At 40.3% G+C, this 13,622-nt stretch carries 11 protein-coding genes and 1 riboswitch; of the genes, 2 read left to right on the top strand and 9 right to left on the bottom strand.

Translation table 11 applies throughout. The annotated features are described in order from the left end of the window. Positions 1-66: 66 nt before the first annotated feature. Both MKL36_RS17705 and MKL36_RS17700 read right to left on the bottom strand, forming a co-directional pair. Positions 67-432 carry a YkgJ family cysteine cluster protein gene (locus MKL36_RS17705; protein ID WP_000952249.1) on the bottom strand — a complete coding sequence of 122 codons (366 nt, stop codon included), beginning with the start codon at positions 430-432 and terminating at the stop codon, positions 67-69. Positions 433-523: 91 nt separating this feature from the next. Beyond that, a complete protein-coding gene (locus MKL36_RS17700; RefSeq protein WP_021510202.1) occupies positions 524-1,321 on the bottom strand; it encodes an MBL fold metallo-hydrolase in 798 nt (265 codons plus the stop codon). Between the two features lie 228 nt (positions 1,322-1,549). Here MKL36_RS17700 and MKL36_RS17695 point away from each other — a divergent pair, with 228 nt between their 5' ends. Continuing rightward, positions 1,550-3,706, top strand: a complete 2,157-nt coding sequence (locus MKL36_RS17695) for a TonB-dependent siderophore receptor (RefSeq protein WP_021510203.1) — start codon at positions 1,550-1,552, stop codon at positions 3,704-3,706. A 59-nt stretch (positions 3,707-3,765) separates the two neighbouring features. Here the strand turns inward: MKL36_RS17695 and MKL36_RS17690 are convergent, their stop codons facing one another. From MKL36_RS17690 to MKL36_RS17670, 5 genes are all read right to left on the bottom strand, one after another. Next, the gene (locus tag MKL36_RS17690; protein WP_021510204.1) at positions 3,766-4,341 is read right to left on the bottom strand and encodes a TMEM165/GDT1 family protein; all 576 of its coding nucleotides are present in this window, start codon (positions 4,339-4,341) and stop codon (positions 3,766-3,768) included. 15 nt (positions 4,342-4,356) lie between these two features. After that, positions 4,357-4,553, bottom strand: a riboswitch (yybP-ykoY riboswitch). 36 nt (positions 4,554-4,589) lie between these two features. Further along, positions 4,590-4,862 carry a hypothetical protein gene (locus tag MKL36_RS17685; RefSeq protein ID WP_000900286.1) on the bottom strand — a complete coding sequence of 91 codons (273 nt, stop codon included), beginning with the start codon at positions 4,860-4,862 and terminating at the stop codon, positions 4,590-4,592. Positions 4,863-5,010: 148 nt separating this feature from the next. After that, complete coding sequence (locus MKL36_RS17680; RefSeq protein WP_021510205.1) at positions 5,011-6,990, bottom strand: 2-oxo acid dehydrogenase subunit E2; 1,980 nt, start codon at positions 6,988-6,990, stop codon at positions 5,011-5,013. Between the two features lie 2 nt (positions 6,991-6,992). Next, positions 6,993-9,710: a pyruvate dehydrogenase (acetyl-transferring), homodimeric type gene (gene aceE, locus MKL36_RS17675; RefSeq protein WP_000896433.1), complete on the bottom strand. Its 2,718-nt coding sequence runs from the start codon at positions 9,708-9,710 to the stop codon at positions 6,993-6,995. Between the two features lie 250 nt (positions 9,711-9,960). Beyond that, entirely contained in the window at positions 9,961-10,653 is a 693-nt protein-coding gene (locus MKL36_RS17670; protein ID WP_000557460.1) for a M23 family metallopeptidase, read from the bottom strand. A 107-nt stretch (positions 10,654-10,760) separates the two neighbouring features. Between MKL36_RS17670 and MKL36_RS17665 the strand changes: the two genes are divergently transcribed. Then, positions 10,761-11,201 (top strand): DciA family protein, encoded by a 441-nt coding sequence (locus MKL36_RS17665; RefSeq protein ID WP_000042455.1) that lies wholly within the window; start codon positions 10,761-10,763, stop codon positions 11,199-11,201. Positions 11,202-11,298: 97 nt separating this feature from the next. Here MKL36_RS17665 and lpxC read toward each other — a convergent pair whose 3' ends face one another. Then, complete coding sequence (gene lpxC, locus MKL36_RS17660; protein ID WP_000240700.1) at positions 11,299-12,201, bottom strand: UDP-3-O-acyl-N-acetylglucosamine deacetylase; 903 nt, start codon at positions 12,199-12,201, stop codon at positions 11,299-11,301. 110 nt (positions 12,202-12,311) lie between these two features. Then, positions 12,312-13,487: a cell division protein FtsZ gene (gene ftsZ / locus MKL36_RS17655; protein ID WP_021510206.1), complete on the bottom strand. Its 1,176-nt coding sequence runs from the start codon at positions 13,485-13,487 to the stop codon at positions 12,312-12,314. Between the last annotated feature and the right edge of the window lie 135 nt (positions 13,488-13,622).

Genomic DNA, 13,622 nt, shown 5'->3' with positions numbered 1-13,622 from the left:
CCTTTTTCAGCAATAGATATTCGCCTACTCTAAATATTTCCCACTTATTATTGTGTTAGCTTATATTTAACTCACCTGATCATAGTCGTGATCATTCTCTGAATCTGCCGGGCTAACCTGAATAAGAGGAATAAGCTGGTGCGCTAAACGAGCTTTATTACACTGCTCATCAGCAATCTGCACTTCTCTACAGGTAGAACTACGCACCGCATAGATGGAACAACCCACCTCTTTACCAATTTCACCCGTCAAAGCCTGACATCGGGGCTCAGGTTGATTAGTTCCACGCATACATGAATAGACAGGTGTCAAAGGTTCAACTAGATGTTCTTCCATTAACTCGGCCTCAGCCCAGTAAAATGAAACCCGAAAATGTGCACAACATGCCCCACAGCGTAGGCATTCATCTGGAGTCGCAACTTGAGATAACATTTTTATTCAAATTCTCGTCATCAAAAATTTTTCTGCGACGCGAAATCCTAAAAAAATTTCAAATTGGACTCAATATGTCGAATATTATTTTTTATGTTGGACAGCTAAAAATTTGTTCCGTCATTAAATCTACACCGCATGGCAATGTTTCAATCCACTCTAAAAACTGATTAATCATCTCTTTACCAATAAATGGACTACCGTGCTGAGGGACAATCATTTCAATATCCATCTGACGGACCATGTTAACCCATAAGCGAATGACTTTATTTGAACACATATAACGTTGATGAAAAGCTTTCATTTTCATCACATGGCTATCAAAATCTTTTAGAGGCTGACTTGCATCATCTACGATGGATGCTCCCATATCGCCCGAAAACAAAATTTTAGCAACGGGATCATAAAACTGAAAATTACCCACCGAATGTAGGAAATGCGCTGGAATAATTACAAGTTTCGATTCACCTAATTGAATCACTTGACCACGATCAGGCAGCTCAATCAAACGGTCTTCCCAATTCCCTTTCATACGCTCACTCATAAATGATGAATTTAAGTGAGGTAAAAACCGTGCCCATAATTTTGAGGCCACCACTTTAGCATCGGTATAAACCAACCAGCGGGGCATTGAGGTTATAATGTCTGGATCCTGATGCGAAGCCATCACATAATCAAGATTTTTAAGGCGCGTATATTTATTAAGTTCCATTGTCAGCGGAACATAGGTCAAATCACCACCTGGGTCGATCACGGCAGCACGCTCATGATCAATAATTAAAAATTGATTGGCTTGTATGCCTTCCCCTTTGACCAAACTGGTAAAACTAATACATTTGTGTACGCCATTATCAAATAATATCTGTGATGTTGTTTTTTCAAACCCCATAAAATTCCCCAAAAAAACTTTAAATATTAGATATTTTTATTTCCATAATAAAATAATGGGATTCAATAACTCATGCAATGAATTACTTTATTTTTCTCATAATATTTTAAAATTGATTTTGCTTTTCTTATTTTATAAATGAATCATAATGTTATTTAAAATTAAACTGCAATAAATTAAAATAATTCTCATTATCAAATTTACTTTTTTGCGCTGTTTAGGCCTCCCATGACTCAACGCTTTGCTTTTTCAACTTCAAAAACTTTGTTAGCAGTTGCTATTTTTACTTCAATGACAACAAGTCATGCTGAAGAACTGGCAGAACAGCAAAATTCAACCAATGTGTTACCCACTATTTCTATTCAAGCACAAAAAGAAAATCCCTCTTCTTATGTCGCAACAAAAGCAAACTCAGCTTTAAAATCAGATGCACCTCTATTTAAAACTGCTCAATCAGTTTCTGTCGTCACCCGTGAACAACTTGACCAAAAACAAGCAAGAACTCTTACGGATGCGCTTGAAGGGGTTGCAGGTGTAGAGGCTGGAAAACTCGGTCGCCGCGGTTGGGACGACTTTATTATTCGAGGCCAAACTTCTTCTGATTCGGTCTATGTCGATGGTTTAAGGGTAGGCCAAAATACTTATGTTGCCACCGAACTATCTGGTATGGATCAGGTACAAATTTTAAAAGGTCCTGCTTCTATTAATTTCGGTTTAGTTGCTCCGGGTGGTATGGTCAATTTAGTGACTAAAAGACCGGAAGCAGAAAGCTTTGCACGTGCTAGCATGACTTATGGTAGTTACAGCCTTAAAGAAGGAACATTCGATTTAAACTACAGCCCAAACAATAGTGAAAAAGGTGCTTTCCGTTTAAATGGACGTATCTCTGATCAAGATGATCCAACCGATTATGTTTATTTTAAAAATTTTTATATCTCGCCTTCTTATAATTTTGACCTCGGTGATAACACTGACCTCTCTATAATCGCAAGCTATCAACACCGCGAATATATTCGTCAGCAAGGTTTACCTGTAATTGGTACATTAAAAGACAACCCTAACGGACCTATAGATCGTAGTTTATATATTGGAGATCCTAATTTCGGTAAATATGAGGCAGATGTTTATCGCACTGGTTATACGTTTAAACATACTTTTGATAATGACTGGAGCTTTAACCAGAATTTTGCCGTACAAAAAACCGAAATGGATGGCAAAGCAGTCTTTGCTCGTACAGGTAGTAACTTTTGGGCAAAAGATAAACAAGGTGAAATTGATTACACGACTATCAGCCGTAAAAATAACAGCCGACACCAAGTTATTGATAACTTAAGCTTCGCCATCGATAACCGTTTAAATAAACAATTTGATCTATATGGCATGCAGCATGACGTTAATATTGGAGTCGATGCTTTTCAAGAAAAAAGTGACTACACCAATGATAAATATGATATTGGTGATTTAAATATCTATAACCCTATCTATGGTCAGAACGTGACATTGAAGCAAAATGTACGTGATATCAACCGTCTCAAATATCTAGGGCTCTATTTACGCGACCGTATTCAGCTTAATGATCAATTACTTTTAAGCTTATCAGGACGTCAAGATTGGGCACAAACCCAAACTACAAGTTTAGTAACTGGCAATGCGAGTAAACAATCAGATAATGCATTTACGGGCAGTGCTTCTGTCATGTATACCTTCAATGACATTGTGGCACCTTATGTGAGCTACGCTACATCATTTACTCCAAATAGTGGTACTGACGTAAATAGCAACCCATTTAAGCCAGAAAAAGGAAAACAGGTTGAGGTCGGGATGAAATTACAAAGTCCGGATCAACGAATTCAAGGTGCTATCGCTTGGTATGATCTAAAACGTCAGAATGTTTTGGTTACTGATACTGCGAATAGTGGCTATAAAGTACAACGTGGTGAACAGTTAACTCGCGGTATTGAAACTGAACTTAGTGCAGAAATTTTAAAAGGTTTAAAATTAACGGCTGCATATACCTACACAATTGATGCAGAAATTAGTAAAGATGCAAATGCAAGCAATGTAGGGAAAGCGCTCGACAATATTCCTGAACACGCTTATAGCTTGTCAGCTCGTTACAAATTTGATCCATCATCAAAACTTGGTTGGTATGTAGGTGGTGGTTTCCGGGGTGAAACTTATAAAACCGTTGATGGTTTAGATGTGCATGTTCCGGGCTATACAGTATTCGATACCGAAGCTGGTTATGATGCTGAGCATTGGGGTGCTCAACTTGCGATCCGTAATCTATTTGATAAAGATTACTATACAGGTGCTCTCAACGAAAATTTGGTGACTCTCGGTAATCCACGTCAAATTAACTTTACTGTGAAATTTAATTATTAAAATTACCTATAAAAAAACGCACTCTATTCGAGTGCGTTTTTTTGGCAGCTTAAAATGCGTTAGAAGAAATAATGCTGTACGAGTGTAGAAACACCTACAATGAAGAAAATAGCGGCGCCAATTTTATGAATGAGCGCAATAGACAAACGTTCAGCCAATTTGTTGCCAATAAATACAGCTGGTGCGTTGGCAATCATCATTCCTAAAGTTGTGCCTAACATTACCCAGAAAATGCTGTCATAACGTGCAGCTAAAGCGACTGTTACAATTTGAGTCTTATCGCCAATTTCCGCCAAGAAAAATAAAATAAAGGTTGCGCCAAAAACGCCAAACTTTTGCCATTTATTAATACTCGCTGTTTCATCATCAAGCTCATCCGGAATAAGCATCCAGAACGCCATCCCAATGAAACCAACCGCAAGTACCCAGACTAAGATTTCAGGGCTTAAAACCGTTGTAATCCACTGCCCAAGCACAGCAGAAATACCATGGTTAATTAAAGTTGCTAAAAGAATCGCGATTAAAATAGGGATTGGCTTACGAAAACGTGCAGATAATAAAAGTGCCAACAATTGAGTTTTATCGCCCATTTCAGCGAGGGCAACAATCGAGGTAGAAATCAGAAATTCTTGCATGTCGGTTCTCTGGCTAGCATAAATGCCTATGACCTACCCCTCCTGCTAGCCAAATATCATAAAATGATTGCAGAGTGGTAAATCAAAGGTCTTGCCAACTCAGGAACGATGAGACGTTTAAGCTATGATGACCATGTTCTGTTGAACAATTATGTTGACCATCACCTATTCACATTTGCTGTGAATAGCGGCTACTCCCCAATGAAGTATGGGCTTATTATATTCGACTAAATCTATTTTTCAAATATTCAGGCAAAAAATTTTACCCATGTCCATACGAATAAACGGGCTATTCCTAACAGCACTGCAAGACAAGCACTTATACTGATAAAACCAATATGGCTGCTACTTGTTCCAGTTTGATATTCAAGGGGTAAAATCAGAGTAGCGACAAACACTTCAATCCCCATGACAACATAAGTCATCCACTCCCAAGGGAAGTGCAAAATACTGACCCATATTCCCATCAATAAAAATACAACCAACAACAAGGGTAACATAATTTTCAGAAAACCCAACATTTACTATTTCTCCTTTATGTAATAACGAGAAATGTCTCCTCACTCTCGATAAATCCTGCTTAATCTGTAGATTAACCTAAAATTAAGTCAAATAGACATTAAAACAAAACCCCGCCGAAGCGAGGTTTTAGTATGTTCTTTCAAAGCATTAGATTAATAAAGTACGAATATCTTTAAGAAGTTTCGTAAGTTTATTTGTAAAGCGCGCTGCATCCGCACCATTAATTACACGGTGATCATAAGACAATGACAACGGCAACATTAAGCGTGGATCAAAGTCTTTACCATTCCATACAGGCTGCATCGTTGCAGGTGAAATACCCAAAATTGCAACTTGTGGCCAGTTAACTAGTGGCGTAAATGCTGTACCGCCAATTGAGCCCAAGCTTGTGATCGTGAAGTTAGCACCTTGTAAATCTTTCGGTGTTAATTTCTTATCACGCGCTTTTTTACTCAACTCACCTAATTCAACAGCAATTTGCTTAATTGATTTTTGGTCAGGATTACGTAGTACAGGTACTGTCAAACCATCTGGAGTCGCAACCGCAATACCCATATGGATTTCATTACGGAGCAATACAGATTTCTGATCATCTGCTAAGTGACCCGCGAAATAAGGCTCTTCTTTCAACAAGTGTGCTACTGCTTTTGCAATAAATGCCAAAATTGTTAGGCTCACACCTTGTTTCTTAAAGCCGTCTTTCAACTCACCACGCCAAGCTTCTAGCTCAGTAATATCCGCAAGGTCAAACTGAGTTACTTGTGGAATGTAGTTGTTTAAAGACAACTGTGGTACAGAAACTTGCTGTAAACGCGTCATTGGTTTTACTTCACCGCCACCAAAAGCAGTAAAGTCAGGTAATGACGGCAATCCAGCCGGAGCAGCAGTAGCTTGAGCTACTGGTGCAGCTTGCGGTGCAGTTAAACGGCTCTTCACATAAGCAAAGATATCTTCTTTAACAACACGGCCATGCTCACCAGAAGTTTTAACTTGTGACAAGATCACACCAAGTTCACGAGCCAGCTTACGAACAGCAGGACCAGCATACACTTTAGCGTTTTCTGCTTCTTGCTCTTTCGTTAACTTATCAGTACCAGATGCAGGTGCCGCAGGTGCAGACTGAGTTGCAACAGGAGCGGCTGCTTTAGGTGCTGCTGCCTGTGGAGCTGGGGCTGCTTCTGCTTTTGCCGCTGGTGCAGCAGCAGGTGCTTGGCCTTCAGCTTCAATTGTTGCAAGCAATACACCTTGTGAAACTTGTTGGCCTGCTTGCAAGTGAATTGCTTTTACAACACCAGCAACGGTACTTGGAACTTCTACAGTTGCTTTATCTGACTCAACAACAACAAGGCTTTGGTCTACATCAACTTTATCGCCAACTTGAACCAAGATTTCAGCAACAATAGCTTTGTCTACACCCAAATCAGGAACATTGATATCAACTGAACCAGACTGAGCTGGAGCCGCTGCCACAGTTTCTTGCTTTGCAGCAACCGGTTCAGCTGCCGCAGCTGGAGCTGGTGTAGTAGCAGGAGCTTCTGCTTGCGCATTAGATGCAGCTGCTGTTTTCACTTGAATAAGAACAACACCTTCTTTAACGGTATCGCCTTCTTTCACTTGAATACTTTCTACAGTACCAGCAACACTACTTGGAACTTCTACAGTCGCTTTATCTGACTCTACAACCACAATACTTTGTTCAACATCGATCTGGTCACCCACTTTAACGAGGATTTCACCAACCAATGCTTTTTCAACACCGATGTCAGGTACAGTCACTTCAACAGTTGCACTTGATGTAGCAGCAGGTTGAGCTGAAGCTTGAGTTTGTTGCGCAGGTGCTGGAGCAGCTGGCTTTTCAGCCGCAGGAGCTGGTGTTGGTTCCGGTGCTGGTTGTGCCGCACCTTCTGCTTCGATCTCAATCAAAGCAACACCTTCAGTCACATCATCACCTTGATTAATCAAGATACTTTTTACGACACCTGCTGAAGTGCTAGGCACTTCAACAGTTGCTTTATCAGACTCAAGCACAACGATACTGTCATCAACTTCAACACGGTCGCCAACTTTTACTAAAATTTCAGCGACGTTTGCTTTATCTACACCAATATCAGGGGTCTTAATTTGCATGCTTAGTTCCCCTCACCTGTTTGCGTTTCATTGTATTCAGCAACTGGCTGAACTTCCGGATGTGCTTGCGGCGCCCATGCAACCGGACGGTCAGTATCTAGCTCAAAGTTAGAAATTGCGTCTTTCACTAAACGTGCGTCTACTTCACCTTCGTCAGCTAATTTTTTCAAGGTAGCAACAACGATGTGCGCAGCATCAACACCAAAGAAACTACGTAAGTTCGCACGTGTATCTGAACGGCCGTAACCATCTGTACCCAATGCAACAAATGGGCGACCATCTGGAAGATACGCACGGATTTGTTCACTGTAAGCACGCATATGGTCGGTCGCAGAAACTACGATACCTTCCGTACCACGTAATTGTTTAGATACCCAAGATTCTTTAACTTCTTCAGCAAGTGGGTGTAGGCGGTTGTATTCTTCACATGCCATACCATCACGTGCCAATTCATTGAAGCTTGTTACACTCCAAACGTTTGAATGGATTTGGTATTCATCACGTAAGATTTTCGCAGCTTTAATCACTTCGCGAAGAATTACACCTGAACCAAGTAACTGAACAGTTGCTTTTTCATCTTTCTCGAATAAATACATACCACGTTTAATGCCTTCTTCAACGCCTTCTGGCATTGCAGGATGCTCGTAGTTTTCATTCATTACAGTTAAGTAATAGAACACACGCTCTTGATTCACATACATACGTTGTAAACCGTCATGTACGATGACAGCCAACTCATAACCAAAACATGGGTCATAAGATACGCAGTTTGGAATCGTGTTCGCCAAGATGTGAGAATGACCGTCTTGGTGCTGTAAGCCTTCACCGTTCAATGTTGTACGACCCGCAGTCGCACCTAACAAGAAACCTTGAGCTTGTGCGTCACCCGCAGCCCATGCAATATCACCAATACGTTGGAAACCAAACATTGAGTAGTACATGTACATTGGAATCATTGGCAAGTTATTGGTTGAATAACTTGTCGCTAACGCAGCCCATGCACTCATCGCACCTGCTTCGTTAATCCCTTCTTGTAACATGTGACCGTCTTTTGCTTCACGGTAATGCATTAACTGCTCTTGGTCTTCCGGTGTATATTTTTGACCATGAGCGGCATAAATACCAAGCTGACGGAACATACCCTCTAAACCAAAAGTACGTGCTTCATCTGGAACGATTGGCACTACGCGGTCTTTAATTGCTTTTTCTTTAAGTAAAGCAGCAATTAAACGAACCATCACCATAGTGGTTGATTGCTCTTTGCCACCCGAACCTTTCAACACTGCATCAAATACAGATAGATCAGGAATCGCTAAAGATTCACTCTCACGACGACGTGCAGGTAAGTAACCACCTAACGCTTCACGACGCGCTTTCATATATTTCATTTCTGGAGAGTTTTCACTTGGGCGATAGAATGGAAGCTCTTCTAATTGCTCATCTGTGAATGGAAGATTGAAACGGTCACGTACATATCTTAAAGAGTCAATTTGCATCTTTTTGATTTGGTGAGTTTTGTTTACCGCTTCAATTTCTTCAGATAAACCGTAACCTTTGATAGTTTTCGCCAAGATTACTGTTGGTTGACCTTTTGCTTTCATCGCTTCTGCATATGCAGCAAAAACTTTATAAGGGTCATGACCACCACGGTTAAGATTATCGATATCTTCATCGCTTAAATCTTTTACAAGTTCCGCAGCTTCAGGGTACTTACCAAAGAATTTTTCGCGTGTATATGCACCGCCTTTTACTTGATAACGCTGATAGTCACCATCAACAGCTTCTTCCATACGTGCTTTTAATGCGCCGCTTGTGTCTTTAGCTAGTAATGGATCCCAATGACGACCCCATACTACTTTAATGACACGCCAGCCTGCGCCACGGAAGATTGATTCAAGTTCTTGAATAATTTTACCGTTACCACGTACAGGACCATCTAGACGCTGTAAGTTACAGTTAACTACCCAAATTAAGTTATCAAGCTTCTCACGACCAGCTAGTGAGATCGCGCCTAAGCTTTCTGGCTCATCCATCTCGCCATCACCGAGATATGCCCAAACTTTACGATCTTCTTCTTTGATCAAGCCACGGTTCATCAAATATTTTTGAATGTGCGCTTGATAAATCGACATGATTGGACCAAGACCCATTGATACAGTTGGGAATTGCCAATAGTCTGGCATTAAATATGGATGTGGATAGCTTGGTAAACCGTTACCGCCAACTTCACGGCGGAAATTACTTAACTGTTCTTCAGTTAAACGTCCTTCAAGGAATGAACGTGCATAAATACCAGGAGCACAGTGTCCTTGGTAATAAATCATATCTCCGCCAAAGTTATCACTGTTAGCGCGGAAGAAATGGTTAAAACCTACGTCATATAATGTTGCACTTGATGCGAAGCTCGCCAAGTGACCACCTAAATCATCACCTGTTTTATTCGCGCGAAGTACCATTGCTAAGGCATTCCAACGAATCAATGCACGAATACGGCGTTCCATATCTTGGTCGCCTGGCATTGCAGGTTGCTCTTCAACAGAAATTGTATTTAAGTAAGGTGTATTGAGACGTTGAATTGGAACATGCTTAGCAATTGCTTGTTGGTAAAGTTTTTCCAACAAGAATGCCGCTCGCTCAGTTCCCATGTGTTGTAAAACTGAATCGAATGCATCTTGCCATTCTTGGGTTTCTTGTGCGTCGGAGTCACCGTAAAACGCCATAATTCACCTGTTCCTTGTTCTCTAATCTACTTTGTATTTTTACCACGTTTTACCCCTTTCAAGTTATTGCCACGGGTGAATGTGGGGGGGGCCTATTATTTTCTGAATGAATAGTCATTGACCGAGCAGTAAACAAAATAACAAAAAAACGCCAATAAAGGCGTTTTTTTATACAATCATTACGTTAAAAAAGGTTTAAGTTAATTTCAAATTCATAAATTTAATAACCTTGACCTTGGAGGCAATGTAATTAAGGCAACATTGCTAAGTATGTTGATGGATTCTTACGTTGACCATCTTTAACTACTTCGTAATGTAAATGTGGACCAGTACAGCGGCCTGTACAACCAACATTAGCAATATGGTCACCAGCAGAAACCTGATCACCTACTCGAACCATTAAGCGTGAAGCATGCGCGTAACGTGTTAAATAACCATTACCATGGTTAATTTCAACATATTGGCCATAACCTGTGCCCCAGCCTGATTTAGTCACAATACCCGGGCCAGTCGCATAGATTGGCGTACCACTTGGTGCAGCCATATCTAAACCACCATGATGCTCTGCACGACCACCCATGGTACGACCACCAAAGTTAGAAGAAACACGTACTGTATCAGGAAGAGGATGAGAAACTAACCAAGAATAAGGATTTGAAGAAGAGGTTTTAAATGAATTTTTAGCTGTCGTAGTGCCGTATTTCTTTGCCAGTGAATCATTGTTGAGTTCAACTGTTTTCTCACGTAAAGTCACTGAAACTTTTGCACTCGCCGGAAGATCTAAATCATCAGGATGAGTATATGAGCCTTGAGATAGTGTTTTTGATAACTGTTCCAATCGATCTGAATCAGTAGATTGGTTAATATTTTGATAATCTGCAAAAGCAACCGATGCTGCCGAAGCGGCAAGTGAAAACGCTAATAAAATACGACGCGTGTGCATAAAAACCTCTTGAAACTGTTCTTACTCAAGTTCCTTATGATCTCTTCCTTGATATCGGTTGAAATGAACGCTTAAGATTAGGACAAGAAACCATTCGAGGATGATCAATGTCTAAACCCGATAACGTTTTTCAACAAACCGGAAAACACATAAAAACAGGAAACCTTACGTTTCTAACAACGCAAGTCGCGCAATGGCAAAGACTTACGAAAATAATCCAACCCTTATTGCCCCAACCGGAACAATGGCAAGTCGTGTGTTATCAAAATGGCTCTTTAATTATTACTGGTGAAAATCAGGCAATGATTAGTCAACTCAGCTATTTACAGAGCCAATATGTATCTAAATTATCTCAACTTGAAGGATTAAAAGACTTACAAAGAATTCAAGTTCGCTTAAGAAATAAAACTATTCCTGTAACGACCTCATCTGAGCCTTCTAAATCCATCCCCCCGGAAACACAAGAAATGTTACGTAGTGCCGCCGACTTCGTGAGCGACCCTAAGCTTAGCCAAGCTTTACTACGTTTGGCAAGCAATAAAAAATGATGAGCTTTCTATTTCTTAATTAGAATCGTTCTTAATATGTGATAAAAATCACACTTATTAATGTTACATTATAACATAGCCAAATAAAGACAATGACTTATGTCACACTCACGTATGGAATTGGACAGTCTTTCTCGTCATCAAATGTTACAATTTCATAATTACTCGGATCGCTTTGAACATTGCGTAATAGCTGATTATTTAAGGCATGTCCTGATTTATAGCCATCAAACTTGGCAATAATTTGATGACCAAGTAAATACAAATCACCAACTGCATCTAAAATTTTGTGACGAACAAACTCATCGGCAAATCGTAAACCTTCTTCGTTCACCACACCCGTATCATCTACACCAATTGCATTATCTAGACTTGCTCCTAAAGCTAAATTATTTGCTTTGAGATAATCCAAGTCTTTCATAAAACCAAAAGTTCGTGCCTCACTGACTTCATACACAAACGTTTCAGTAGAAAAATCGATAGTTGCAGACTGATATTCTTTGGCAAATGCAGGATGATCAAAATCAATCGTAAAGTTAAGCTGAAAGCCATTATGCGGGCTGAATATTGCTTTTTTATCATCAATTAAAGCCTCAACTGGCTTTAATATTTTTATAAATTTCTTAGGAGCATCTTGTTCACGCAAGCCACCTTGCATGAGTAAATAAATAAATGGACCAGCACTACCATCCATAATTGGAACTTCAGAAGCAGACACTTCCACAATTAAGTTATCGATTCCTAAACCGGCAATCGCACTCATCACATGTTCGATTGTCCCGACTTTAATATCGCCAGTGACAAGATTTGAACACATAAATGCTTCTTGAATCAGCAATGCATTAGCAGGAATATCGACAGGTGGATCCAAATCGATACGGCGAAATACAATACCTCCATCCACGGTATGTGGAATGAAATTGATCATCACTTTTTGACCGCTATGAAGACCTATTCCACTCGCTTTTACCACACGATTGAGAGTACGCTGTTTCACCATGCTTTGTAACTTCTTTTTTAAAACCGCTATACGTTAGCATATTTAGTCATTGATCAAAAATAAAAAAAGGCAGTGTTTATACACTGCCTTTCGATAGATTGTACGCTAAATTACTTACGTTGCTGATTTTTCAAGTAATCTTGAATACTCATTGGCGAAGAACGCGGAGTTGAACTTGGCACATTATTCACGTCATTTTCAGCATTTTGGCGTTTATTAATTGCAGGAACGTCATCTTCATCTACAGATTGTGCAGATTGAGTTAATGTATGGCTAACTGTATTACGCTTTCTTGGCTCTGCATCAGCTGCATTACGTGTTAAACCAGTTGCAATCACAGTTACGCGTAATTCATCACGTGCGTCTGGGTCAAATACTGTACCGTAGAAGATTTCACCTTCATCGAGGTCAACAATCTGGTTAACAACGTCAGTAATGATTTCTGTTTCACGCAATGTGATGTCATCGCCACCAGTAATGTTAATTAACACGCCTTTCGCATTAATAATATTCACATTATCAAGTAATGGGCTACGGATAGCTTGTTCAGCTGCTTGACGCGCACGGTCTTCACCACGGCCCAAACCAGCACCCATCATTGCGTAACCACGAGTACTCATTGCAGTTTTCAAGTCCGCGAAGTCAAGGTTAATATGACCACGGTTAACCACAAGATCAAAGATACTGCGTACAGCGTTTAACAATACGTCATCTGCCTTTTTATAGGCATCTTTCATTGAAATATCACCATAAACGCTTAATAAACGTTGGTTAGGAATAATAATCAATGAATCAACATGAGCTTCCAGCGCTTCAATACCACGCTCAGCAGACTTTTGACGACGACGGCCTTCAAAGTTAAATGGAGTTGTTACAACACCAACAGTCAAAATCCCCATTTCTTTAGCAACTTCGGCAACAACCGGAGCTGCACCAGTACCTGTACCACCACCCATACCAGCGGTTACAAACACCATGTCAGTCCCTTCAAGGTGCTGACGAATAATTTCACGGCTTTCTTCTGCTGCTACCTGGCCTACTTCAGGGTTAGCACCTGCACCTAGACCACGTGTACTTTGCTCACCTAACTGAATTTTGAAAGGGGCATTCATACAGTCAAGTGCTTGTTTATCTGTATTAGCACAAACGAATTTAACACCCTGAATATCAGACTGTACCATGTGCTGAACGGCATTACCGCCACCGCCACCTACACCAAATACAGTGAAACGGGCTTGACCGTTGCCATCGTTTAGTTCATCTTCTATAAATTCAAATGAGGCCATGACCTTTAGGGTTCCTAATACATTATGGCAGTCACTTCAGCCCGTATACTGCCTTGATTTTCAAAAATAACTAATTTTAAGAATGCTGTGCAATACCAACCTTGTCAAGTACAGTGGTTTTCTCTTACAACTTCC

Origin of the sequence: Acinetobacter sp. AOR12_HL, from assembly GCF_027855275.1 — a bacterium.
GTDB classification, from domain to species: domain Bacteria; phylum Pseudomonadota; class Gammaproteobacteria; order Pseudomonadales; family Moraxellaceae; genus Acinetobacter; species Acinetobacter baumannii.
The sequence above is the reverse complement of the archived record's forward strand: the minus strand, read 5'-3'. Positions and strand labels throughout refer to the sequence as shown.